Consider the following 23,717-nt stretch of genomic DNA (forward strand, 5'->3'; position numbering starts at 1 on the left):
AGCCTCTCCCGTTCGCGGGGGAGGTTTTTTGTTTGCGGGGCGAACGCATCCGCGGTTTTTATGAAAATCCCCCACCATTGTGGGGAGAATTTTTCTCTATTTCACCCCTACTGTCGTTTTATACCCGTTGTTTTTTGTGGCGTCGCCACAATCCAACTTAACGGCTTTTGAATGTTTCCTTCGCAAGATGATGCTTTCGAAGGGGATTTTATGCGGATTGCGCCGCGAAACATTGGGGAATATTTGCCGGTCGGGCGTAGAACCGCCGTCGGCGTCGTGTTGTCCACATTTGCGCTGGTGCTTCTCATTGTCACCGCGCTGGTCTTGTCTGCTCTGAGCCAGGTCAGGGAAAGAGCGAACTCGCTCGACAATGCCCGCTCGCGAGAGACAACGGCGGGCGCCCTTGTCACCTTCCGCGACCAGCTTGGCGCGACGCTGAACGACTACGCCGCCTGGGACGATGCTGCCGACTATGTCTACGCCCCCGACAGGTTCGACTGGGTGGCGAGCAATTACGGCGAGATGACGGTCAACAGCGATCTTTTCGATACCGCCGTCGTCCTCGACGAAGACGGCAAGGTCCGCATGGCCTACCAGAACGGCAAGCCGGTTGCCTGGAAGCCCCATGACTATTTCGCAGAAGGCCTCAAGGAGATGATCGAACGGGTGCGCTCCATGCGTCCCGGCATCGCGTCGCAGGTCACCGGTTTCGTGAAAACCCGCGACGGCGTCGCGGCTACGGGTGTCGCGCTGGTGCGGCTCAAATCCGGGGTCTTGCCGCCGGTCGGGTCCGAGCGGCGATATCTGATTTTCGCGCGTCATCTCAAACAGGCGACGGTAGACAAGCTGGCCCGCAACTACGTCATCGATGGTCTGCAACTGCAATATGGCGACGGACCGGCGACCAACCATGTGGATGTCGTCAATCCGCTTGGCGATGTGCTGGCGCGGCTCGTCTGGCGCTCGCAGCTGCCGGGGGACGTGAGCTTCCATGAGGCCCGGCCGGTCGTCTTCACGGCACTCGGCATTGCCGGAACGTTCTTTCTCGTACTTCTCATCATCGGTTCGGCGACGCTCGACCGGCTGAAGGCTGACGAGGCGGCGGCGAGGGAAGAGGCGCTGCGCGATCGTCTGAGCGGGCTCAGCAACCGCGCCGGGCTGTTTTCCAAGCTGAACCGCATGGTGGGCAAGGCCCGCCACGACAAGACCGATATCAAGCTGCTTTACCTCGATCTTGATGGTTTCAAGGAGATCAACGATTCCTACGGTCACGCTGCCGGCGATCGGCTGATCAAGGGCGTTGCGGCGGCGCTCAGGGTGCTTGTGCCGGAAGATGCCGTGCTCGCGCGGCTCGGCGGCGATGAATTCGCCATCGCCATTCAGGGCAACGACGTGTGGTCGGAAGGCCGCAAGCTCTGCCAGGCGCTGCTCGAACTGTTCACCGAGCCGTTCAGCATCGGCGAGCGGGTGGCGAGCATCGGTTGCAGCATCGGCACTTCCGTCTCCAGAGCCGGTGATATCAACGGTGAGGAACTGCTGCGCCGCGCCGACATGGCCATGTATCAGGCGAAGGAAAACGGGCGTGGGCGTTACGTCGCCTACGAGCTGAAAATGGATGCGCTGCGCGAGGAGAAGCTGCAGCTTGAGGCCGATCTGCGTTATGCCATCCTGAATGACGAGATATCGGTGGTCTACCAGCCGGTCGTCAATGCCGCCACGCGCAGCATAACCGGGGTGGAGGCGCTTGCCCGCTGGCAAAGGCCGGGATACGGCTTCGTGCCGCCGGATATCTTCATCGCCGCTGCCGAAACCAGTGGCCTTATCGAGCGGCTCGGCCTGCTGGTGCTGCGCAAGGCCTGCGAGACGGCGGGTCAATGGCCCTCCATCAAGCTCTCGGTGAATATTTCACCCGTTCAGTTCCGCAATCCGGCCTTTTCCGGCAACGTGGCGGATATTCTCGCCGCCACGCAGACGCCAACCGCAAGGCTGCGGCTGGAAATGACCGAGGGCTATTTCATCCAGAATCCGGAGCGGGCAAGTGCGGCAATCGACAAGCTGAAACAGCTTGGCCTGCATATAGCGCTCGACGATTTCGGAGCCGGTTTCGCCAGCGTCGGATATCTGCGCCGCTTCGGTTTCGACCGCATGAAGATCGACCGGTCGCTGGTCATGGCGCTGGAGCAGGGCGGGCGGTCGCTGGAAATGTTGCAGGCAACCGTGGCGCTTGCGAAATCTCTTGATATTCCGGTCACGGCGGAGGGCGTCGAGACAGAAGAACAGGCGGCTATCCTGCATCTGTGTGGCTGTGACGAATTGCAGGGCTACCTGTTCTCAAAACCCGTCGCCGCTGAAGAGATTACCGCCATGCTGGAGGAGCAGACGGCGCCGCTGTTTGCGCTTCGGGCAGGGGCAAAAGGGTGATCCACACTCCGTCACCCCGGACCTCATCCGGGGGCCAGAGCGATCAAGTCGTTAATCGCGTAAGAGCCTTCTCACCGTGAAGACGTGCCGTGACTGGATGCCGATCCGCTTTAGCGCCCCAGATGGCGCTCGCCGCGCTTCTTTGCCAGTTCGATCTGCTGCTGCCGGTCGCGGAACCTCTGGCGATCCTCTTCTGTCCGGTCGTCGTAACAGCTCGGGCAGGACACACCTTCCTCGAACAACGGGGATTGGCGCACCTGCGATGTGATCGGGTTGCGGCAGGCGTGGCAGAGCTTGTGATCGCCTTCGGCAAGACCGTGGACGACGGAGACGCGCTCGTCAAACACGAAGCAGGCGCCTTCCCACAGGCTTTCTTCTTCCGGCACCTCTTCCAGATATTTCAGGATGCCGCCCTTGAGGTGATAGACCTCATCGAACCCCTGTTCCTTCATGAAGGCGGTCGCCTTTTCGCAGCGGATGCCGCCGGTGCAATACATGGCGATCTTCGGCTTGTTGTGCAGGCCGGGATTGTTCTTTACCCAGTCGGGAAACTCGCGGAAGGTCTTGGTCTTCGGGTCCACCGCGCCCTTGAAGAGACCGATCGCGGTCTCGTAGTCGTTGCGGGTGTCGATGACGATGGTGTCCGGGTCGGAGATCAGCGAGTTCCAGTCGCGCGGATCGACATAGGTGCCGACGATGCGGTTGGGATCGATATCCGGCACGCCCATGGTGACGATCTCTTTCTTGAGCTTCACCTTCATGCGCACGAAGGGCATGTTCGATGCCCGGCTTTCCTTATGTTCCAGCGCCGTAAATTCCGGCTGCGCACGCAGGAAGGCAAGTATGGCGCGCACACCCGCATCCGGCCCGGCAATGGTGCCATTGATGCCTTCCGCCGCCAGAAGCAGCGTGCCCTTGACGCCGTTTTCCCGGCAAAGCTGAAACAGCTCGTCGCGCAGGCTTTCAAACCGCGGCAGGCGGGCGAAATGATAAAGCGCAGCCACGAGAAAATCGCCAGTGGGGTGAGGGGCGGCTTCCGGGCGGGGGAGAATGGTGGTGTCGGTCATGGCCGCTGAAATACAGCGGCGGCGGCCGCAAATCAATATTTATCCGCCGCTGCCGGTATTTTGAAAATCGTCAAATTCTCAGTCTCTTCGGGCTTTCCGGTCTACTTCGCCGCCTGCCGCCATAAAAGGCCGACGATGCGGCTTTCGGTTCTGGCGGATTCGGAGAAGACTTCGTTTGCCAGCTCAAGGCCATCTCCGCGCAGCGCCTGCTGCCTCTGAATGATTGCATCGAGAAGCAGAGCCAGTCGCTCGCCATTGCCGAAACGCTCCGGTTCCCGGTCCGCAAAGGCTGCAAGGACCGAAAGATCGTGCTCGTGGCCGAGGATGTCGACCAGCCGCTTGGTGTCGGCCCGCTTGGCGCGCATGGCCGATGGCCAGAGGCGGCGCAGAAGGCCGAGATGCATCCAGTAGGCCTGGCCCGCCTTGCGCAATTCGTGGAAATGTTCGACGTCGGCCTGCTCATGGCAGTCGGCAAGTGCTTTACGCGCCCTCTTCCTCTGCTTCGCCCACCCGGTTTTCACCAGCCTTGTCACATCTTTAAGCTCGTCCGGCAGCGACACTGCCTTCAGCCTCTTGCGTGCTTCCTCGCAGCCGGCGATGGCGGCCGCAATGGCCTCGTCGAGACCTGCCTCATGTTCGATGGCGTGGTCACGGCGCTTGCGCAGGACTGTCGCGATCGATCGCAGCGCCTTTCCTTGCGTCGTGGAGGCCGCGAAAGTCTCGAGATACTCCACCGTCTCCACCAGCGCCGTCGCTTCCCGCGCAAAAGCGAGCGAGCGGGCGATGTCGCGAAAGCGGGCGTTTTCCTCTTTGCTGAAATCGGGTGCTGCCCTGGCGATGAGGCGGTAGAGGGCGCGCAGCCGCTTGAACCGCTTGCGGGCATCGTGCACCGCCTCATGGCGCCCGGAAGGCTGGTCGCGAAGGCTGGTTATCGCCTCTTCAATCAGCTCCAGTCCCGCGCGGCGGATTTCATCGTCGAACGGTTTGTTCGGGTCAATCCTGAAGGGCATCCGCCAAGTCTCCGTGGGGACAGTCCATGGCGAGCGACTGGTTGGAGAAGCGACGGTCGCCCGTTACCTCCTTGCCAAGCCAGGAGGGCAGATCGGGGTTGGCGTTCTCGTCGTCCATCTCTACCTCCGCCACGATCAGCCCCTTGTATTTACCCTCGAAAACATCGACTTCCCAAGTGAATCCACCGTGATCAACCGTGTGGCGCATCTTCTCGATCACCACGCCGGGGGCGCTGGCCATCAATTCTTCCGCGTCATTCAGTGGAATGGAATATTCATATTCATCGCGGACGAGCGAACTCGCGCCGATCTTGATGGTCAGTGTCGCGTCAAGCCCGTTGACGATCCTGACCCGGACCGAACGATTTTCCAGCGAGGCAACATATGCCTGCCGGAAAGCCATGCTATGCGTCACTTCATTACGCCATTCATCGCCTGCAACCAGAAACTTCCGCTCGATTTCCTTGGCCATGCTGTCTCCGTAAACCGGTGCGCCAGATTATCGCATGAAGACGTCATAAAGAAGCGAATAGATTGAAGTATCTGGATAAAAATGGTCTTGCCATGCCTCGACATCAAGGCCGGGGCAGGCTAATCGATAAACCGGATTTCAATCGTTTCAATCGCGCAAGGGAGGCTTATCTTGGCCCAGGACTCCGAAAAACTGCTCTCCATCCTCAAGCTGCAGCCGGTCGTGCCGGTGCTGATCGTGGATGATGCCGCTTCCGCCGTGCCGCTCGCGCGCGCTCTGGTCGCAGGTGGCCTGAAGGCAATCGAGATCACCATGCGCACGCCGGCGGCACTCGATGCCATCCGTGCGGTTGCGGCGGAAGTGGAGGGCGCCCATGTCGGCGCTGGCACCATCCTCAACGCCAAAGATTTCGAGGCGGCCGCTGAAGCCGGTTCAACCTTCATCGTCAGCCCAGGCATCAACAAAAGCGTGCTGGAAGCTGCGCGCGCCTCCAACGTGCCGCTGCTTCCAGGGGCCGCCACGGCAAGCGAAGTCATGGCGCTGCGCGACGAAGGCTACAAGGTGCTGAAGTTCTTCCCGGCGGAACAGGCCGGTGGCGCGCCATACCTCAAGGCACTGTCCTCGCCGCTCGCCGGCACGGTGTTCTGCCCGACCGGCAGCGTCTCGCTGAAGAATGCCAATGATTATCTTTCCCTGCCGAACGTCGTCTGTGTTGGCGGTTCCTGGGTTGCTCCGCGCGAACTGGTGGCAACGGCTGACTGGGCCGGCATCACCAGGCTCGCTGCCGAAGCCGCGGCGCTGCGCGGCTGATCTGCCACTTCTTCAAGCCCGTTCACGAAGGCGTGAGCGGGTTTGTCATTTGTATTCGTGCCATGGCTCCCTATCTTCCCGTGTAGACTTTACCCTCACAGGAGATTTTGATGTTCGACGCCAAGAAGCTTCTTGAACAATTCCTCGGCTCACAGGTGCCGGGCCTTTCGGGAAGCGTCCGTGACAGAGCCGGGCAGGCCGCCGATATCGCCAAGAACAATCCGATGAAGGCCGGTGCGCTCGCCGCCGCCATTCTGGGCACCAAGACCGGCCGCAAGCTCGCCGGCAATGTCGCCACCATCGGCGGCGTCGCGGCCATCGCCGGTCTCGGTTATCTCGCCTACAAGAATTACAAATCCGGGCAGGCGCCTGAAGTAGCTCCAAAACCCGAGCCGGAGCTTCTCGCCCCGCCCGCCGATTCCGCCTTCCATCCGCAGTCTCCCGCCCTTTCCAACGATTTTGCGCTGAAACTCATCCAGGCAATGATTGCCGCTGCCAAGGCAGACGGCCATATCGACGAAAAAGAGCGCGCCAACATCATGGATAAGGTGCAGGTGTCCGGCCTCGACACTGAAGCCGAGCGGTTCCTCGAAAAGGAACTGGCCGATCCGCTGGATATCGACGCACTGGTGGCTGCTGCCCGCACAGAGGAGCAGAAGGTGGAAATCTACACCGCCTCGCGTCTTGCCATAGAGGCCGATACGCGGGCTGAGCGCGGTTATCTCGATCTGCTTGCCGGGCGGTTGGGGTTGCCCGATGCGCTGGTCGATCATATCGAGTCGACGGTGGTGGCGGCGAAGGTTTGAGTTTTTTTACATGACGGCTTGAGGGTTTGGTTCACCGCGTTGGTGCGTGTGGTTCACCCCCCTCTGTCCTGCCGGACATCTCCCCCACAAGGAGGGAGATCAGCAAGGCGTTCTTCCGCCACTTCATTCTCGAGCGTTGATATGGGCTAAACCTTACCTCGGATCGATCTCCCCCCTTGTGGGGGAGATGTCCGGCAGGACAGAGGGGGGTGAGCCACACCCACCCACGCGGTACGCCCGACCCACGACTGCCACCGCACTCCACCCCACTTCCCGGTTGTCATCCAGCCCCGCTTGGCCTAATCCTTCTCTCAGACAATGGGGAAGAGAATGCGCGATCTGAGTGATTTTAAGGGATGTCCGGCGCCGCAGCCGGTGACGCTGAAGGGCCGTTATGTGACGGCGGAAACGTTTGATCGCGACAGGCATCTTGCAAGGCTCTGGACTGCGCTTGGTGGTGAGGGGGTCAATGCGCTTCTCAAATATTTCCCGCAAAGCGGCTTTGCCGATGCTGCAGCCTTTGGTGACTGGCTTGTCAACGCGGGTGATAAACTCAACTGGGTGACATTGGTTTTTGTTGAAAATGCCACCGGTGACGTCGTCGGAATGGCAAGCTACATGCGGCCCGATCCCGCCAATGGCGTGGTCGAGGTCGGTTCGGTTGCCCATGGCGCCAGGATGAAGCGCTCGCCGCTTTCGACCGAAGCGCATTATCTGATGGCGAAACACGTTTTCGAGGATCTGGGTTACCGCCGCTACGAGTGGAAATGCCACAATCAAAACGAACCCTCCAAGATCACTGCGAAGCGTTACGGCTTCACCTTCGAGGGTGTGTTCCGCCAGCACATGATCTCCAAGGGTGCCAACCGCGATACGGCGTGGTTTTCCATGATCGACGGCGAATGGCCGTTGATTGGCAAGGCGTTTGAAATCTGGCTTTCGCCGGAGAATTTTACGGCCGATGGCGCGCAGAAGCGCAAGCTTGAGGATATCCGCGCGGAGCTCGCCCATGACCACGCCTGACAAGAAGGCTGGCTCTGGCCGTAAAGACTGGTCGCCGGGCCTTGCCGCCGCTGGCATCATCCTCGGTTTTGGGCTGGTGTTTTACGTGATGCCGAAAATCATGCTGTGGCTGGGGGATTATTCGCCCTTTCTTGCGGCGGCGTTTGGCTCGGTGGTGGTGCTGTGCTTTTTCCTGCTGTTCTGGCTGCGCGCCCGCTACCAGCGCCGCCGCGACAGTCAGAACTGAAGCGACGCGCCAAGCAGAATAAGGCCCATCAAAAGCACGAACAGCGCACCGGCAATCTCGATCGCGTGGCTGATGCCTGCTGCCCTGCGGCTTCCGGGGCCAGCGAAGCGCACGGCAAGCCCCTTGGCCGAGACGGCCATGATGGCAAGCAGCGATACGGTGATGGCGGTACCCAGCGACATGGCAAGCACGGAAAGCACGCCGCCGAGAAAAATCCCGTTCAAGAGCGCAAAGCTCATGACGATGATGGCGCCGGAGCATGGCCGCAGGCCAACTGCGATGATGGCCGACCACGCTTCATGCAGGCTGAAATTCTTGCCTTTGAGAAGCAGCGGATCGGGCGCGTGCGATTTTCCGCAGGAGACGCAAAGATCACCTGTGCCGCTATGGGCGTGGTCCGCGAAAACCGGCTTGCCCTGAAACCTGAGGCCCGTGCCCATGCCCGTGGTTCTGACTGCTGTTGCTTCCCCCGCAACGGCGAAGGTGGCAACAGGTACGCGCCGGATGCGCAGCGACCAGAGCTTGCGTAGCAGAAGCCAGGCGCCGAACAGCGCCACCATGGCAAAGCTGGCGATCTCCATTGCCTGCGTGGCTTTCGTCATGGTGATGGACGTGCCGCGCAGCACGAGCCAGGCTGCGACAACGAGGCCGATGGCCATTGCGCCCTGAATGAGTGCTGAAATGAAGGAAATGAGAATGCCGCGTTTCAGCTGCGTTTCATTGGCGATCATATAGGAAGAGATGACAGCCTTGCCGTGGCCAGGACCGGCGGCATGAAAGACCCCGTATGCAAAGGAGAGGCCAACCAGCGATGCCATGGCCCAATTGTCTTCGCGCATGGCTTTCAGGGCACCGGTCAGCGCCCGGTAGAACATCTGCTGGTGCACGTTGATCCATTGCATCAGCGGCGCGAACGGCCCGCCAGGGGCAAAGGACGGCTCGGCCGAGCCTATGCCGAGCGGCGATTGCGCATGGGCAGCACCTGCCACAGCCAGCACGCAGAGTGCGGCGATGGTCAGGTGTCCGCAAAGGCGCCCGCTTCGGCTCAGCATGTCACCTCCAGCCGGGTGGCGAAGAGTTTGGTCATGTCGGTGCCGGTCGGGTCGTTGAAGAAAGCGTCGGTGAGCGAACTCTGGTTTTGTGAGATCACCTCGTCCGGGTCGGGGCGCACGACATGGTGTTTGCAGGCGGCGAGATCCTTGCCGACGGTCGCCAGATCGCCGTCTTTCGCAAAATCGATCGCCGTATACATGGTCGGGTCCCACGCGCCGAAGCTAAGCTTGCCCTTGATGGAAAGCGGCGTGTTTGGCTTGACGGAAAAGAACATCAGGATCTGCTTGTCCTTGTAGTCCACATGAATGGTGTCGGGCTTTGCGAAATCCACCTGTTTTCCGTTGGCGGTAATGAAGGTGTAGTAGGAATATTCGCCGAGCGATTCACGCACGGTGTTGCCGATTTCGGCCAGCTCGTTCTTGTCCAGCTTCAGGTCGCCGTTCTTGTCGTAATCCATCACCACGCTTGCCGAGAACATCTCGTCGAAACGCCAGATGTTGCGCACCTCCTGGATGGTACCGTTCGGCCCCTCGACGATTTCCATGCGCGCTTCGGCGAAAATATGCGGATGTGCCGCGGCGGCAACGGGAATGGAGGTCAGGCCAGCCGCAAGGAGCAAAAGTCGTCTGTTCATTATCCGGTCTGTCCTGCCTTCGAATCTCGGAGCTGGATTCTAGCAGAAATTGGGACCGAATTTCGACCTGATATGCGCTTTGGTGATGTGGCTGCCCAATGTTTCAGAAGGTGCCGGTGAAACGCGAGGTGACGCTCGATCCGCTATAGGACAGGTCGGTGTCGCGCTCGCCATGCAGAAGGCGGTTGAATTCCACCTCCAGCTTGCTGTTCTTGCCGGTGTCGAAGGACAGTGTGGCCACCAGCCTGCGTTCGCTGGTGTCGTAATTGTAATAGATCCAGTCCTTGTGGACACGCTGCAGCGCCAGGTCCAGCCCCACCTTGTCGGTGAGCTTGCTTTTAACCACGAACTGCCAACGGCGGTGGAACTCGGCAATGGGATCATCAGGGTCGAAAAGCGCGTAATCCTGGGAGAAGCCAGCACCGAAGGCGATGCGGTCGGTAGCCTTTACCTCGGCTTCGGCCCTGAGATAGGGCCGGGTGCGCTTCACCTTGTCGCTGATATCGTCGCCGGAAATCGTCGTCAGGCCCCCTTCGGCCAGAACGGCGAAGCGTTCGGAGAACTTGTAACCGTAGGCAAGTGATCCCCGCAATGTGCTGGCCGGAAAACGCTCGTATTTCTCCTGCTGGCTTTCCGGCACGACAATGCGGTCATAAGCAATTGTCAGTCCGGCCTCGCCGCCGGCCAGCGGGCGCACATGTTCGGCCTTGAGCGACAAGAGCGCTTCATTGGCCTCCAGGCGGGTGGGCTCGAAATAGGCCGGACGAAAACGCGCCCTGCCTTTCATCAAACTGGCAAAACCCGCCGTCAGCGTGTTCTTTCCGCCAAGAGCAAGGATGGCGAGCTGTGTCGATGCCTCCAGCTTGTGGTCCAGTCGCCGGTAACCGATGTCTTCTTCCGGCAGATGCAGGAAGATATCGCCGGCATCGCTGCGTGTGCCACGCAGTTCCACGGCCCATTCCAGCCGCTCCGACAGACGCCTGGTCAGCCCCAGGCTGGCAATGGTGTTGTGTTCATTGGCAAAACGGTAACGGGGGAGGCGAACCTCCTCATGCTCGAGCGAATAACGCAGTTCCGTGCCATCAAGCACGAACTTTCCGTTAAGCCCGAAGCCCGCGCGCAGCGAAATAGCCTTCAGCCGGTTGGTATCGCCGAAGTAATTGGTGTCGTAGCCGATGCCGGTTTTATAGTTGATATTGTGTTCATCGGCGTTTTCCCCCGCCTGCGCACCGCAGGTGCAGGCAAGCCCAAGAACAAGCGCGATGTATCCTCCCAGCCGCATTTGCATCTCCGGTCTCTAATTAAGCAATATCTTATATTTGGATGGTTAATAAAGTTTCAGGGGCGATATATTGTCGAGGCCGGAAGTCATGGTGTATTCCACGGAAATTCGAGAAGAATATACCGGCGCCAGTCGCGTAAAACTTGATTAAAATCACCAGTATTAAAGTTAATTATTTATTGTAATATTAGACTTTGCTTGAATTAGAATCCTCTAAATATACAGTTCGACTACGCCATGGGGCGTGATCAAACATAAGAGGAGAGAGAAATGATTGCCAAATTTGCTTGCATAGCCGCTGTTCTTACTGTCGCTTCCGTTGGTCAAGCCAATGCCGGTGGTCTGCTGGGCGGTATCCTGTCCGGAAACAGCAACAAGGGCGGCGCACTCGTCGTCGTGTCGCCAAGCATCGATCTGGGTGTCAGCGGTATCCTGTCCAATAACGGGATTCTGAACGGCAACAAGACCGGTATCCTGAATGGCCTTCTCAACGGCAACAAGACTTCCGTCGATGTCATCGACAACAAGAACGATGGCGGCAAAAAGCGTCGCCACTAATGGTGCAGATCGAAAATCGACAGGGATTTTCAGCGTAAACGATGCGCGCAGGATATAAGCCGGAAGCAGTCCTCCAGCTACGTGTGTAAGACACACGGTGCTTCCGGAAATAACAAACGGCGCATCGCATGACTGCAAGGGGGCCTTCGGGCTCCCTTCTTTTTGTTCCTCTTTTCCGGTTTGTACCGTCTTTATCGGTGCGCGCTACCCTGAGTATCTATTAAGTGTAGAAAGGCGATGACCTAGGAGATTTTTGATTAAATAATACTACGAATGTATATATTTTTTTGAAATTTAGTATACATTTATATTTTTATATATCGAAGTAATCGTATTGAATTATATTTAGATTTATTATTACTGCTGTGACATTTCGACACTTGTTTTTAAACTTTATATGTTTAAATCAGCGAGTACGTGAACTTGGCGATTTTGTTTTTCGACCAGGTAATATTTCGTCCGCGCATCGCGGCGGGTGAGAAAATTTTGAAGGAGCTATTGCATGTTGAAACAATCATTTCTGGCGCTGGTCGCTCTCGGTATGCTTTCCGGTGTGGCCGTTGGCGCCGACGCCGTCAGTGACGTTCCGGTAGCGCCTGTCGCCACTGACGCCGCACCGGCCTTCTCATGGGGCGGTTTTTACGCCGGTGCTTCAGCAGGCTACGGTTGGGATCGTGTGAAGGTGAGTGCGTTTGGCGAATCCGTAACGCAAAAGTTTGATGGCGCCCGTTTTTCGGGTTTTGCAGGCTACAATTTCGAAGTGGCACCCTCCGTCATTCTCGGCGTTGAGGGCGACCTCGGTTACGACTGGGCCAAGAAAACCATTGACGGAGACAAGATCTCCACAGGTCTGAACGGTTCCGCACGCTTGCGCGCCGGCTACGCCTTCGACCGGGCCTTGATCTACACTGCTGGCGGATACACCGCGACGGATAGCCAGGTTGATGCCGGTTCTTCCCATAAGAGCAGCAAGTTGGTTCATGGCTGGACCATCGGCGCCGGTGTTGACTATGCCTTCAGCGACAACGTTTTTGGCCGCGTTGAATACCGCTACAACGATTTCGCTAGAGGCTCATACAGCATTGCGGGCGATTCGTTCCGTGGCGATCTCAACAACCACGTTGTCAATGTCGGCCTCGGCGTGAAGTTCTGATCAGCACCTCTTCCGCTTCCGGTCAGAGTCGATGCGTCTCCTCGACGCTCACAGCACTGGTGACGGTTGACAGCATATTGATCCATTCCTGCCCGGCTGAAAGCTCCGCCGGGCAGTCACCTGTGGCGGCGCGCGGTAGGCTAGTTGTCGCTATGGCGAGGCGGGGGAAAGAGACTAGCTCTCTTCCCGAAATCACAACAATGCTTAGACTATCCATGCGGGCTTGAACGGCGCGCCGTTTTGGTGTGAACGTGGGCTTCGCGTTCTCCCAGCCGTCAGTCGATTCCCCCATGCTACAGAAAAACACCTTGCCGGGCGTTTTTGATCGTCAGGCCTATATGATCGCTGTGCTGGTCTTCATCGCCGGCGGCACCAATGCGGCTGTTGTGCCATTTATCGGTTTTTACATCATCCAGGTCCTTGGTCACCCGCCGGCCACGCTTGGTCTCTACAGCGTGACGGCAATGGTTGCTTCGATCATCGCCAGTCGCACTTATGGCGAACGTGTCGATGCCGGTGTGCGCGTGCGGCCATTGCTGCTGCTCTCTGTGTTTGGTGCTTTTATCGCAGCGGCGGCGGCGACCTCCGGGCATCTGGCATTGCTCGTGGCGGTGACGGCAACGGGAATGGGGCTTTCCAACGCCGCCAGTACCCTGATTTTCAGTTATGGTCGCTACTATGGCCGGGTAAAAGCACTGGATGCACCTGCCTATAACGCCTTTCTGCGGACAATGGTGTCGCTGGCATGGATGCTGCTTCCGGCCGCCGCCTATCTGATCCTCGATCTTGCCGGCGCGCAGGCCGTGTTCATGAATGCCATGCTGATGGCGGCCATCTGGGGCGGGCTTGCCCTTGCCTTCGTGCCGCGCGGCCAGACATGTCCGATGGAACGACGGAAAGAGGGCGACAACGATACGCGGCGCAACCTGCCACTGTTGATGGCGGCGGCGGCTAGCTTCTGTATGTCTTTCGCCCACGCCCTGTGCGCCTCGGCCCTGCCGGTATTTCTGGTACGCGAGGTGGGTCTGCCGGATTACGTGCCGGGCCTGTCGCTCAGCGTCAAATGCGCGATGGAGGTTCTGCTGATCCTGCTTGCGCCAAGGATCATGCGCCGGGTCAGCGCCCGCATCCTTCTTTGTATCTCTGCGGTGATGGCAATCGTCGCCTTCAACGTCATAGCCTCGGTCCAGACCCTTCCGGCCATGTTGTTCGGAGCAGCACTTGAAGGGGCCTATTACGGGCTTTGCGCCGGCACGTGCCTTACCTTCGTGCAGGGCTTTGCGCGCGGCCGCACCGCGCGGGCGACCGCGCTCTACATGAATTCCATTTTCCTTGCCGGGTTGTTTGCGGTGCCGCTTATGGGGTTTGTGTCGCAATATGCAAGCTTCGGTACGTCGATCAGACTTGCTTCGGTTGGTGCAGGGGCAGCCCTGCTGCTGCTGTTCCTGACGCGGCGTCAGGTCAGCGAATAGCGAGACAATGCCGAGGTTTTCTGGCGCTGACACCTGCCAGCTCTCATGCCTGTGCTTGTCGCAGGAATCCAGTCGATGCGCGTCTGCGTGGCGAAAACAGTCCCTTGCAGCCCAAGGACTTGGGCTGGCTAGATTCCTGTGACGAGCACAGGAATGAGGGCGGAGACTGAGCCGTATCGAGCCATCCGTCGAAACCGGACGTGCGCCTGTTGCTGTCCTTACGCCGAAATATCGACAATGCCGCAGTCGCCTGCCTCGGAGGCAAATGCGAGCAGTTTGCCGGTGGCGCTCCAGTCCATGCCGGTAATGGCGCCCTTGCCGGGGCGGCGAAGCAGGGCTTCCTTGCCATCCGCAAGCCGCACGCCGAGGATCATGCCGTCAATGAAGCCAATGGCCAGCACATCTTCCAGCGGGTGAAAGGCGACATTGGTAGCCATGATGTTGGCGCGGCTGCCGAGTTCTTCGGGTGCCTTGCCCATCGGGCCGTCCTTGCCGGAAAACGGCCAGACGATCGCGGCCGGGGCACCTGATGAGGCGAGCCACTTGCCCTTTGCCGACCACGAAACGGATTTCACCTTGGCGGGATAACCGGTCATGCGCATATGGCGGGCTTCCATGCCGCCCTTGGTGGCCTCCATCTTCCACCCATGCAGGGCGTTTTCCTGCATGGTGGTGACGAGGAACTTACCGTCAGGCGAGAAGGTGACGCCGGTATGGGCACCTTTCCATTCCAGATCGACCGGATCGCCTGCACTCGCCACCCAATGCAGCGTCACGCCGTTATAGCGTGCAACGGCAATGCGCAGGCCCTTGGGCGCGAAGGCTATTGCCTCCACCGTGCGTTCTTCCTTGAATTCCTTGACCGTGCCGTCCGAGAGGCGCACGAAGCTGGACTTGCCGACACCATAAGCGACCGCCTTCTGCGGACCGCCCGCAACGACGCCCACCCATTTGCGCGGCACATTGGCGATCTCGCTGAGGCTGCCATCATGGCCAATGCGCAGCACGCGCCCGTCCTCGCCGCCGGAAAGCAGCGTGGCGCTATAGGGGTCGCGGATGCAGGTCAGCAGACCCTCATGCGCCTCAGTGACCTTCTCGCCGCCATCCAGCCGGTGAATGGTGCCGGCGGCGGTGGCAAACAGCGGAATGTCGCCGAGAAAATGGGTCGAGACCACGTGGCCTTCGATATCAAGCGGGGCAACAGTCGGCATGGGGCATCGGTCTTTCGTCTATGTGTTTGTCATTGATGGATTTCGGTCGCAGACCAGGTCGGGAAGACCCGTTGGTGCGGTTTCAACCCGTGGCGTCAAGGTCGATCCTCGGGTCATACCCGGGGATCACTCGACCATCCATATGCTGGCCGCAATGGCTCCTCGGGTCAAGCCCGAGGATGACGTCGAAAGTGAGGAAGGGCACCGAAAACGCCAAGGGTGGCACGGTGCCCCGTCAAGGATGTCAAGCCGTGGCAAGGCAGGCGTTGAAGCTCTTTTCCAGCTTTTCGCGGTCGAGTTCGCGGCCGATGAAGACAAGGCGGCTTTCGCGCTTTTCACCTTCCTTCCACGGGCGCTGGTGATCGCCCTCGATGATCATGTGCACGCCCTGCACCACGTAACGTTCCGCATCGCCCTTGAATGCGATGATACCCTTGAGGCGCAGGATGTTCGGGCCGTCCGTCTGGGTGACCTTCTGGATCCACGGGAAGAAGCGCTCAGGGTTCATTTCGCCGCCGCGCAGCGACACCGACTGCACCGTCACGTCATGGATCGGGGAGGCCGCGCCATGGTGGTGGTGATCGTGGCCGTGGTCATGGTCGTGGTGCGCGTGATCATGGTCGTGATGATGGTGGTCATGGCCGTGATCGTGCCCATGATCATGGTGGTGGTGGTCGCAATCAGGACCACACGCGTGATCCTCGTGGCCGTGCTCGAGGAAGTGCGGATCGTTTTCCAGCGCACGTTCCAGATTGAAGGCGCCCTGGTCGAGAACGCGGGCAAGATCGACGCCGGAACGGGTGGTCTTGTAGATGCGCGCAGAAGGGTTGATGGCGCGCACGATATCCTCGATGCGCGCGACCTCTTCCGGCGAAACGAGATCGGTCTTGTTGACGATAACGACATCGGCAAAAGCGATCTGGTCTTCGGCTTCGCGGCTGTCCTTCAGGCGCAGCGGCAGGTGCTTGGCATCGACAAGTGCGACCACCGCGTCAAGCTCCGTCTTGGCGCGCACGTCGTCATCCATGAAGAAGGTCTGGGCGACCGGAACGGGATCGGCAAGGCCAGTGGTCTCGACAATGATGCCGTCGAAGCGGCCGGGCCGGCGCATCAGGCCTTCGACCACGCGGATGAGGTCGCCGCGCACCGTGCAGCAGACGCAGCCATTGTTCATTTCGTAGATTTCTTCGTCGGATTCGACGATCAGATCGTTGTCGATGCCGATCTCGCCGAATTCGTTGACGATGACAGCGTATTTCTTGCCGTGGTTCTCGGACAGGATACGGTTGAGAAGCGTCGTCTTGCCGGCGCCTAGATATCCCGTCAGGACGGTGACTGGGATGGGCTTGGCTGGTGCTGTTTCGGTCATGGAAACCTCGCGTGGAGAAAGGCCGGTTGAGGCCTCAAGGAATAAGTGTCGACGTCCATATAGGCGCGACGTTCGGGCAGTTCAAAGGGATTCTGGCCGGTTTCGGCGCAGTTTTTCAAATTTTGTTATGAAATAACGTTATGTCAAAAGCGTGGACGTCTTCAAGCAGTTCGACAAGGCCCGAAACGGCATGGGAAATGATCCTTTCGCCCTTCTCGGCTGAGGCGGCGGCGGCGTTTCCGGCAACGCCATCCGGGTTCAGGTCGCTCATCAACCAACCGAAAGCGTGTGGACCATAGGCACGCAGATGCCTGAAACGGCTGGCGAAATCGCTCTGGCGGGAGGGGAAGTTGGCGGCTTTTTCCATCGCCACCCGCTCCGGGCAAAGCGCCAGCATGACCGACGTCTCGATATCTCCACCATGGATATCGATCGCCTTGTCTTCAGGCTTCACGATATCCGCCGGTACGCCGAAACGAGTCCAGCTGGTGGCGACCGCCAGCATACCGAAGCGGGCGCGCGCCTCGGTGGCGACGATGGTCATCAATGGCGAATTGCCGCCATGGGCGTTCAACATCACGAATTTGCGCACGCCTTTTTCATATTCGGCCTTAGCAATGCCGAGCCAGCGCTCAACGGCCTCATCGTAACGCAACGACTTCGTGCCCGGCACATTCTTGTGCTCGATGGAATATCCAACGGGCTCCACCGGCAGGAAGGACACCGGCAGACCGGCGGGCAAAACAGCAGCCAAACGGGAGACAATGCCCGCCGCAATCAGCGTGTCTGTCTCGAAGGGCAGGTGCGGCCCGTGCTGTTCGTGCGCACCGAGCGGCAGCACTGAAATTGCACCTGTTGCGCGAAGATGAGGGTCTGTTACGTTTTCGTCGTGATAATGCGTGTATGAGTTTGGCATCTGGCAGTCCGCGCGTGCATTCGGTAAGGATTTCCAGCAACATATATCGGTTCCGCCACAGGGTAAAAGGCACTCGCATATGAGCAAGGACAAAACTGGGCATAAGGACAAGGGCGCCAAAAAGGACAAGGGCACCAAGAAAGTAAAGGACGCCAAAAAGAGGGATGAGAATTTCAACCCTGAGGAACTGGCGCAATCCATCACCCAGGCCGCCCGTTCCATGCGCACGGCGTTGAGCCACAGCCTTGCCGAAAGCGGCCTTTATGCCGGGCAGGACGGCGTTATTCTGGCGTTGGCGCAGGAAGGCAGCCTCACGCCTGGGCAGATCGCCCAGAAACTTGGTGTCAAGGCGCCGACCATGACGCGAACCATCGGCCGCATGGAAGCCCAGGGCTTCGTGGAGCGCAGCGGCGATGACGAGGATGGCCGCGTAACACTGGTGAAACTGACGGAGACAGGCCTGAAAAGCGTCGAACATATCAACGTATCCATCGCAAATTGCGGTGCGCGGGCGATTGAGGGGCTTTCTGCCAAGGACATCAGGACGGTGGTTAAACTTCTCAAGGTGATCGATACCAACCTTCAATAATTTGTTGAGTTTTTAAAAACCACTGTCTTTTTGTTGATATTCCTTAAACCGGTTGCGGATTTTGTTTAAATTGTTTAATTGCGATTTAAACAGAAACGTCTGTCAATGACATGGGTTTGGGGAGAAATGCCGTGGCACAAAAGATCAAACTGTCGACAATCGCCGAAAGCCTCGGTCTATCGACTGCCACCATCTCCCTTGCATTGCGCGACAGTCCGCTGGTCGCCTCTGACACCCGCGACAAGATCAAGGAACAGGCACGGGCGCTCGGCTACATCTACAACCGCCGGGCCGCCAGCCTGCGCACCTCGCGCTCCGGCATTATCGGCGTGGTGTTCCACGATGTGATGAACCCGTTTTATGGTGAAATTCTCAAGGCCATCGAAACCGAGCTGGATCGCAGCCGCCAGACCTTCATTCTGTCCAACCATTATGATTCGGTTGAAAAACAGCGCACCTTCATCGAAACGCTGCTGCAACTTGGTTCTGATGGTATCATCATGTCGCCCGCCATTGGCACGCCGATCGAGGACATGACGCTGGCTGAGGAAAACGGCATGCCCGCCATTCTGGTGGCCCGCTCGCTCGAGGGCGTCGACATGCCGACCTATCGCGGCGACGACAGCTATGGCATTTCGCTTGCGACCAATCATCTGATCAGTCTTGGCCATCGCACCATCGCCATGGTTGGTGGTACCGACCAGACCTCGACCGGCCGCGATCGTTATCAGGGTTATGTCAACGCGCTGCGCAAGGCGGGAATCGAGGTCGATCCGAACCTGCGTATTCCCGGCCCACGCTCCAAGCAGGGCGGTTTCGAGGCCGCAGTGCATTTCCTGTCGCTGCCGCAGAAGCCCACCGCTGCCGTCTGCTGGAACGATCTGGTCGCCATCGGCCTGATGAACGGCATTTCGCGCGCCGGACTGGTGGCGGGCGTGGATATTTCCGTGACGGGTTACGACGATCTGGAGGAGGCGGCCATCGCCACGCCGGCGCTGACCACGGTGTCCAACGGACAGGCCGAGGTGGGGCGCCTTGCGGCGCGTGCGCTTCTGGACAGGCTGGCGGGCAGCCACGAGCCGGATGGCGTGCACCTCATCAAGCCGGAAATGCGCATCCGCCAGTCGACAGGGCCGGTGCGTCCGAGGGTTTGAGCAGCGTTTCCCTCTCTTTCGTCATTCCGGCCTTCAGCCTAAAGCCAGCCAGTTCAAGCCCTTGAGCTGGAAAGACTCTTTGCGCCCCGCCGACGCGCGCCTGAAGTCCGGCATGACGGAGGCGGGCGCGTAAAAAAAACGGCATGAAACTTCCGTCTGCCCCCATAGCTTCCCCTTATTGCCCTTTTCACGGCCGCCGTTGTTTGAAAAGATCGCGGCCCAGAAGAGCGGGATGGCGAGTGGTTCGCCCATGAATCCGCTCTGACGATATCGGAATGCAATCAGGAGGAATATCCACCCATGTCTGACAGACAAGCCGTCGTTCTCGTTCCCGGCAAGATCAACCCGCGCGTGCTCGAACGCCTCGAAGGCAAGGTCGAGATCGTGACAGTGCCCGCCGGTGCTGAGCCGGTTCTGCCTGATGGCGCGGCTGAGCGCATTAATGCCATCGCCGTTTCAGGCGTCGTCAACGCCAAATGGATCGATGCGCTGCCGAAACTCGAGATCATTGCCAATTTCGGCGTCGGTTACGATGGCGTTGATGCCAAACATGCCGCCACGCGCGGTATCGTGGTGACCAATACGCCCGACGTGCTGAACGACGAAGTTGCGGACACGACGATTGCGCTGCTGATCAACACGGTTCGTCGTCTCTATCAGGCCGAAACCTGGCTGCGTGAGGGTAAATGGGTTGGCGAAGGGCCCTTCGCGCTTTCGCCGTTTTCCCTGCGCGGCCGCAAGGTCGGCCTGTTCGGCATGGGCCGCATTGGCCAGGAAATCGCCAAGCGGCTGGAGCCATTCAAGGTGGAGATCGGCTATCATACCCGCAGCAAGCGCGATGGCCTGCCCTATACCTATTACGGTTCGCTAAAGGAGATGGCGCAGGCTGTCGACACGCTGATCTGCATCGTGCCCGGCACCCCGGAAACGCACAAGGCGATCAACGCGGAAGTCCTCTCGGCACTTGGTCCGCAGGGCGTGTTCATCAATGTCGGACGCGGCTCCAGCGTCGATGAGGATGCGCTTTTGCAGGCCCTCAAGAGCTGTGCGGTGGGTGCTGCCGGTCTCGATGTGTTCTACGCAGAACCGAAGGTGCCGGAAGCGTTCCTGTCACTGCCGAACGTTTCCCTGCTGCCGCACGTCGCCTCTGCGTCCATCCCGACGCGCAACGCGATGGCCGATCTGGTGGCCGACAATATTCTCGGCTGGTTTAGGGATGGCAAGGTGCTGACGCCGGTGCCGGAAACGCCGGTTAAGGGATAACACCTCTCCGCCGTCATCCTCGGGCTTGTCCCGAGGATCCAACCAGGTAGCGTTAAATCAATCGGTTGCAGATGCTCGGGACAGGCCCGAGCATGACGAAAGAGGCAAAGTTCCTCGCTAACCCGCCTCTGCCTATTCCGCAATCTCACTCGTCGCGACCCATCGTCCCTCGGCGAAGGACCGGGCCATGGCATGAATGCTGCGCTCGATCTTCAGGCCTTCCTCGAAGTCGATGATATGCGCCGTCTTGCCCTCGATGGCCGCGATCAGTTCCCGGCACTCGATCACCTTCAGATCGTTGAAGCCAAGCCCGTGGCCGGGTGCGGGGATGAAGCGGTCATACGGTTTGTGGTGAGGGGCGGCGAGAATGGTTCTGAAACCCTGCTCCTCCGGGCGCCCGTCCGTGGTGTAGAGCTGGAATTCGTTCATCCGCTCCTGGTCGAAAAGGATCGAGCCGGTGGAGCCGTAAATCTGGATGGCGATACGGCCCTTGCGGCCCCAGGCCGAGCGGTTGGCGATCAGCACCGCCGAAATGCCGCCTTTGAGCTTCAGAAGCACGCTGGCAAGATCATGCGTTTCCACAGCGCGCTCGCCGCCGCCACTTAGCGGCCGCGTCTCGTAAGGCTTCACCATATCGGTGATCGCGCTTTCGGCATGGCCGAAAAGGGAAAACAGAAGTGACAGCGGATGAACAGCGAAATCATCCAGCGCGCCATAGCCGGAGGAGGCTTCGCTCTTCCAGTAGAAGGGCTGGGTGGCATCCGCCATGAAGTCCTCATCCATTTCCGCACGGACATGGTAGACATTGCCGATCGCGCCTTCGTCGATAAGGCGGCGCATATGGCGGATGACAGGGTTCTGGATGTAGTTGTAGCCCATGGCCGCCGCCTTGCCCGAACGGCGGGCCGCATCGCGCATCTTCACGGCATCCTTGAAGGCAGGCCCCATCGGCTTTTCGCACCAGACGTGTTTGCCGGCATCAAGGGCGGCAATCGCCATTTCGGGGTGAAAGGCATTGGGTGTGGTGACCGAGATCACATCGATTTCAGGGTCGGCAAGCAGATCGCGCCAGTCGCCGGTCGAGCGGGCGAAACCGAACTCGGCGGCTTTCTTCGCCGCAAGCTCGGGATTGACCTCTGCCAGTGTGACCAGTCGTGGACGCTCCACATCGCCGAAAACGCTGGTGACGTTGTTCCACGCTAAAGCGTGGCACTTGCCCATGTAACCCGTGCCAATAAGGCCAACGCCAAGAGCGGCCATGGTCTCTTCTCCCCTAAATCATTACGATGAAATCAATACGTTCGATTGCTTTTTTCTCTACGGCAATCGCGACGCGGACTTTCCTCGCCCCTCATTCCTGTGACAGGCACAGGGATGAGGAGGGTGCCGTGGATGCTGGCATGCCTCAGGGATTGTCGCGCTTGAAAATCCAGTCGTGATCGGGGTGGTTCTTGAAGCGCCATTTGCGCATCGGCCCGGCCATCACGTTCAGATAATACATTTCGTAGCCATAAGGCGCGCCGCAGGGGTGGTGTCCCTTGGGAACCAGCACGACATCGCCATCCGCCACAGCCATGGTCTCGTCCAGCGACCCATCCTCGGTGAAAACGCGCTGGAAACCGAAACCCTGCGCCGGGTTGAGCCGGTGATAATAGGTCTCTTCCAGATAGGTCATATCGGGATAATTGTCTTCGTCATGCCGGTGCGGCGGATAGGACGACCAGTTGCCCGACGGGGTGAACACTTCCGTCACCAGGAGACTATCGGCGACATCGCGCTCTTCCATGGCGATGGGGAAAATGTAACGCGTATTGGCGCCTTTGCCGCGCTCGGTCAGTTGCACGCCATCGGGACCGATCTGTTGCGCTTCGCGGCTACCTTTTTCACCCGGTGCGGTGCAGACACCGACGGTGCAATCCGTCGTGGCCGTCAACGACCATTCGGAGCCGGCGGGGACATAAACGCAGTGCGGCGGCTTCCGCTCGAACACGTTCATGCGGTCGCCGAGTTCACCGAACTCCTTGCCCCCGGCGGAAATCTTCGCCTTGCCTTCGACAAGCACCAGAATGACTTCCGTATCGCCAGTCTTCTCGGCTGCGGTTTCACCGGGCTTCAGACGATAAAGGCCGAAACCGACATAACCCCAATCCGCGCTTTGGGGCGTGATGTCGTGCACCTTGCCGCTTGTCGCGACCGGCTTGCGCAGAAGTGAGGTCATGGTGGTGTTCCTTTTTGGTCAGTCGTTCAATTTATCGGGCGGCTATTCCCGCGTTTCCCTCATCCCTGTGCTTGTCACAGGGATGAGGGAGTAATGGGCCTCAAGCCGCCTGAGCCTTGTCCAGTCCGGCCTCGCGGGCAAACGCCTTCAGCGATTTCAGGCCGAGGCTCTGATATTCGAAGGGGTTGCGCACATCCGGGTCTTGTTCGGCCTCGATGACCAGCCAACCGCTGTAATTGTGCTCGGCGGCAATTTTCAGAACCGGCGGGAAGTTTACGCCGCCTTCGCTGTCACCCGGCACGGTGAACACACCGCGGCGAACGCCTTCGAGGAAGGAAAGCCGCTCGTTCCGAACCTGATCGGCAATCACCGGCCGCACGTTCTTGGCGTGGATATGGCCGACGCGGTGCATGTATTTCTGCGCGACGCGCACGGGATCTCCGCCGCCGAACAGGCAATGGCCGGTATCGAGGAGCAGATGGGTCTTCGGTCCGGTATGCTTCATCAGAAGGTCGATCTCGTCTTCGCTCTCGACCACGGTTCCCATGTGGTGATGGTAGACGAGGGTGATGCCCTGTTCGGCAGCATAGGCCGCTAGCGCCTCCACACCCGCGCCGAACTTCGCCCAGTCCTCGGCCGCAAGGCGAGGACGGTCAACCAGCGCCGTGTCGTCGGCACCGTGAATGGCGTTCGAGGTCTCGCAGACGATGATGACTTTCGAGCCCATGGCTTTCAGCAGATCGAGCGCCGGCTGCATGGCCTTCTTTTCGGATTCGATGCTGTCGGTCAGAAGGTTCAGCGAATGCCAGCCGGAGACGAAGGAAAGGCTACGCGGCGCAAGCACACCCTTCAGGCCTTCCGGGTCAGTCGGGAACTTGTGGCCCTTCTCGATGCCGTCGAAGCCGATCTTGGCGGTTTCGTCGAGGCATTGTTCAAGGCTGATATTGGCGCCCAGTGTGCGGTCGTCGTCGTTGGACCAGGCAATCGGGTTGGTTCCGTAACGGATCATC

At 59.3% G+C, this 23,717-nt stretch carries 24 protein-coding genes; 11 read left to right on the top strand and 13 right to left on the bottom strand.

Translation table 11 applies throughout. The features are described from left to right. The first annotated feature begins 171 nt into the window (after nucleotides 1–171). Complete coding sequence (locus tag ACQZ5Y_RS19710) at nucleotides 172–2,421, top strand: bifunctional diguanylate cyclase/phosphodiesterase (RefSeq protein ID WP_003516234.1); 2,250 nt, start codon at nucleotides 172–174, stop codon at nucleotides 2,419–2,421. A gap of 110 nt (nucleotides 2,422–2,531) precedes the next feature. Here the strand turns inward: ACQZ5Y_RS19710 and trhO are convergent, their stop codons facing one another. The 3 genes from trhO to ACQZ5Y_RS19725 form a co-directional block, all read right to left on the bottom strand. Further along, nucleotides 2,532–3,488 (bottom strand): oxygen-dependent tRNA uridine(34) hydroxylase TrhO, encoded by a 957-nt coding sequence (trhO, locus tag ACQZ5Y_RS19715; protein ID WP_026331042.1) that lies wholly within the window; start codon nucleotides 3,486–3,488, stop codon nucleotides 2,532–2,534. Nucleotides 3,489–3,589: 101 nt separating this feature from the next. After that, nucleotides 3,590–4,498 carry a CHAD domain-containing protein gene (locus ACQZ5Y_RS19720; protein ID WP_035200190.1) on the bottom strand — a complete coding sequence of 303 codons (909 nt, stop codon included), beginning with the start codon at nucleotides 4,496–4,498 and terminating at the stop codon, nucleotides 3,590–3,592. Next, the gene (locus tag ACQZ5Y_RS19725; protein WP_025595043.1) at nucleotides 4,482–4,970 is read right to left on the bottom strand and encodes a CYTH domain-containing protein; all 489 of its coding nucleotides are present in this window, start codon (nucleotides 4,968–4,970) and stop codon (nucleotides 4,482–4,484) included. The genes ACQZ5Y_RS19720 and ACQZ5Y_RS19725 overlap by 17 nt, the downstream gene beginning before the upstream one ends. A gap of 171 nt (nucleotides 4,971–5,141) precedes the next feature. On the opposite strand from ACQZ5Y_RS19725, the gene ACQZ5Y_RS19730 reads away from it, so the two are divergent. The 4 genes from ACQZ5Y_RS19730 (at nucleotide 5,142) to ACQZ5Y_RS19745 (ending at nucleotide 7,835) form a co-directional block, all read left to right on the top strand. After that, nucleotides 5,142–5,780, top strand: coding sequence for a 2-dehydro-3-deoxy-phosphogluconate aldolase (locus ACQZ5Y_RS19730; protein ID WP_003516242.1), 639 nt, complete (start codon nucleotides 5,142–5,144; stop codon nucleotides 5,778–5,780). 110 nt (nucleotides 5,781–5,890) lie between these two features. Then, complete coding sequence (locus tag ACQZ5Y_RS19735) at nucleotides 5,891–6,586, top strand: tellurite resistance TerB family protein (RefSeq protein ID WP_003516244.1); 696 nt, start codon at nucleotides 5,891–5,893, stop codon at nucleotides 6,584–6,586. A 330-nt stretch (nucleotides 6,587–6,916) separates the two neighbouring features. Continuing rightward, nucleotides 6,917–7,609 (top strand): GNAT family N-acetyltransferase, encoded by a 693-nt coding sequence (locus tag ACQZ5Y_RS19740; protein ID WP_019566970.1) that lies wholly within the window; start codon nucleotides 6,917–6,919, stop codon nucleotides 7,607–7,609. Further along, nucleotides 7,596–7,835 carry a hypothetical protein gene (locus tag ACQZ5Y_RS19745; RefSeq protein ID WP_112291474.1) on the top strand — a complete coding sequence of 80 codons (240 nt, stop codon included), beginning with the start codon at nucleotides 7,596–7,598 and terminating at the stop codon, nucleotides 7,833–7,835. The genes ACQZ5Y_RS19740 and ACQZ5Y_RS19745 overlap by 14 nt, the downstream gene beginning before the upstream one ends. Here ACQZ5Y_RS19745 and ACQZ5Y_RS19750 read toward each other — a convergent pair. From ACQZ5Y_RS19750 to ACQZ5Y_RS19760, 3 genes are all read right to left on the bottom strand, one after another. Continuing rightward, nucleotides 7,826–8,887, bottom strand: coding sequence for a nickel/cobalt transporter (locus ACQZ5Y_RS19750; protein ID WP_174051047.1), 1,062 nt, complete (start codon nucleotides 8,885–8,887; stop codon nucleotides 7,826–7,828). The two genes, ACQZ5Y_RS19745 and ACQZ5Y_RS19750, sit on opposite strands and share 10 nt — an antisense overlap. Beyond that, the gene (locus ACQZ5Y_RS19755) at nucleotides 8,881–9,522 is read right to left on the bottom strand and encodes a DUF1007 family protein (RefSeq protein WP_004430943.1); all 642 of its coding nucleotides are present in this window, start codon (nucleotides 9,520–9,522) and stop codon (nucleotides 8,881–8,883) included. The genes ACQZ5Y_RS19750 and ACQZ5Y_RS19755 overlap by 7 nt, the downstream gene beginning before the upstream one ends. A 103-nt stretch (nucleotides 9,523–9,625) precedes the next feature. Then, on the bottom strand, nucleotides 9,626–10,804 hold the full coding sequence (locus tag ACQZ5Y_RS19760; RefSeq protein ID WP_174051049.1) for a hypothetical protein: 1,179 nt from the start codon (nucleotides 10,802–10,804) through the stop codon (nucleotides 9,626–9,628). Nucleotides 10,805–11,074: 270 nt separating this feature from the next. Between ACQZ5Y_RS19760 and ACQZ5Y_RS19765 the strand changes: the two genes are divergently transcribed. The 3 genes from ACQZ5Y_RS19765 to ACQZ5Y_RS19775 all read left to right on the top strand — a co-directional run bounded on the left by ACQZ5Y_RS19765 (nucleotide 11,075) and on the right by ACQZ5Y_RS19775 (nucleotide 13,987). Next, nucleotides 11,075–11,362 (top strand): hypothetical protein, encoded by a 288-nt coding sequence (locus ACQZ5Y_RS19765; RefSeq protein WP_004430950.1) that lies wholly within the window; start codon nucleotides 11,075–11,077, stop codon nucleotides 11,360–11,362. Nucleotides 11,363–11,864: 502 nt separating this feature from the next. Then, nucleotides 11,865–12,515 carry an outer membrane protein gene (locus ACQZ5Y_RS19770; RefSeq protein ID WP_174051050.1) on the top strand — a complete coding sequence of 217 codons (651 nt, stop codon included), beginning with the start codon at nucleotides 11,865–11,867 and terminating at the stop codon, nucleotides 12,513–12,515. A gap of 290 nt (nucleotides 12,516–12,805) precedes the next feature. Further along, on the top strand, nucleotides 12,806–13,987 hold the full coding sequence (locus ACQZ5Y_RS19775) for an MFS transporter (RefSeq protein ID WP_174051053.1): 1,182 nt from the start codon (nucleotides 12,806–12,808) through the stop codon (nucleotides 13,985–13,987). A gap of 218 nt (nucleotides 13,988–14,205) precedes the next feature. Here ACQZ5Y_RS19775 and ACQZ5Y_RS19780 read toward each other — a convergent pair whose 3' ends face one another. The 3 genes from ACQZ5Y_RS19780 to ACQZ5Y_RS19790 all read right to left on the bottom strand — a co-directional run bounded on the left by ACQZ5Y_RS19780 (nucleotide 14,206) and on the right by ACQZ5Y_RS19790 (nucleotide 17,483). Beyond that, on the bottom strand, nucleotides 14,206–15,198 hold the full coding sequence (locus ACQZ5Y_RS19780) for a WD40 repeat domain-containing protein (RefSeq protein ID WP_013762340.1): 993 nt from the start codon (nucleotides 15,196–15,198) through the stop codon (nucleotides 14,206–14,208). A gap of 244 nt (nucleotides 15,199–15,442) precedes the next feature. Continuing rightward, the gene (locus tag ACQZ5Y_RS19785; RefSeq protein WP_004430957.1) at nucleotides 15,443–16,567 is read right to left on the bottom strand and encodes a CobW family GTP-binding protein; all 1,125 of its coding nucleotides are present in this window, start codon (nucleotides 16,565–16,567) and stop codon (nucleotides 15,443–15,445) included. A 115-nt stretch (nucleotides 16,568–16,682) separates the two neighbouring features. Next, a complete protein-coding gene (locus tag ACQZ5Y_RS19790) occupies nucleotides 16,683–17,483 on the bottom strand; it encodes a creatininase family protein (RefSeq protein ID WP_174051055.1) in 801 nt (266 codons plus the stop codon). Between the two features lie 79 nt (nucleotides 17,484–17,562). Here ACQZ5Y_RS19790 and ACQZ5Y_RS19795 point away from each other — a divergent pair, with 79 nt between their 5' ends. Next, entirely contained in the window at nucleotides 17,563–18,072 is a 510-nt protein-coding gene (locus ACQZ5Y_RS19795) for a MarR family winged helix-turn-helix transcriptional regulator (RefSeq protein WP_004430960.1), read from the top strand. Nucleotides 18,073–18,203: 131 nt separating this feature from the next. Further along, nucleotides 18,204–19,226 carry a LacI family DNA-binding transcriptional regulator gene (locus ACQZ5Y_RS19800; protein WP_004430963.1) on the top strand — a complete coding sequence of 341 codons (1,023 nt, stop codon included), beginning with the start codon at nucleotides 18,204–18,206 and terminating at the stop codon, nucleotides 19,224–19,226. Nucleotides 19,227–19,259: 33 nt separating this feature from the next. Here ACQZ5Y_RS19800 and ACQZ5Y_RS19805 read toward each other — a convergent pair whose 3' ends face one another. Continuing rightward, nucleotides 19,260–19,478, bottom strand: coding sequence for a hypothetical protein (locus tag ACQZ5Y_RS19805; protein WP_174051029.1), 219 nt, complete (start codon nucleotides 19,476–19,478; stop codon nucleotides 19,260–19,262). A 48-nt stretch (nucleotides 19,479–19,526) separates the two neighbouring features. On the opposite strand from ACQZ5Y_RS19805, the gene ACQZ5Y_RS19810 reads away from it, so the two are divergent. After that, on the top strand, nucleotides 19,527–20,489 hold the full coding sequence (locus ACQZ5Y_RS19810; RefSeq protein ID WP_174051057.1) for a 2-hydroxyacid dehydrogenase: 963 nt from the start codon (nucleotides 19,527–19,529) through the stop codon (nucleotides 20,487–20,489). A 132-nt stretch (nucleotides 20,490–20,621) separates the two neighbouring features. Here ACQZ5Y_RS19810 and ACQZ5Y_RS19815 read toward each other — a convergent pair whose 3' ends face one another. The 3 genes from ACQZ5Y_RS19815 to iolE form a co-directional block, all read right to left on the bottom strand. Continuing rightward, a complete protein-coding gene (locus tag ACQZ5Y_RS19815; RefSeq protein ID WP_174051059.1) occupies nucleotides 20,622–21,749 on the bottom strand; it encodes a Gfo/Idh/MocA family protein in 1,128 nt (375 codons plus the stop codon). Nucleotides 21,750–21,894: 145 nt separating this feature from the next. After that, nucleotides 21,895–22,707: a 5-deoxy-glucuronate isomerase gene (gene iolB, locus ACQZ5Y_RS19820; RefSeq protein WP_013762346.1), complete on the bottom strand. Its 813-nt coding sequence runs from the start codon at nucleotides 22,705–22,707 to the stop codon at nucleotides 21,895–21,897. 100 nt (nucleotides 22,708–22,807) lie between these two features. Continuing rightward, nucleotides 22,808–23,716, bottom strand: a complete 909-nt coding sequence (gene iolE / locus ACQZ5Y_RS19825) for a myo-inosose-2 dehydratase (protein WP_065660225.1) — start codon at nucleotides 23,714–23,716, stop codon at nucleotides 22,808–22,810. Between the last annotated feature and the right edge of the window lies 1 nt (nucleotide 23,717).

This window comes from Agrobacterium sp. A3-95 (assembly GCF_053521785.1).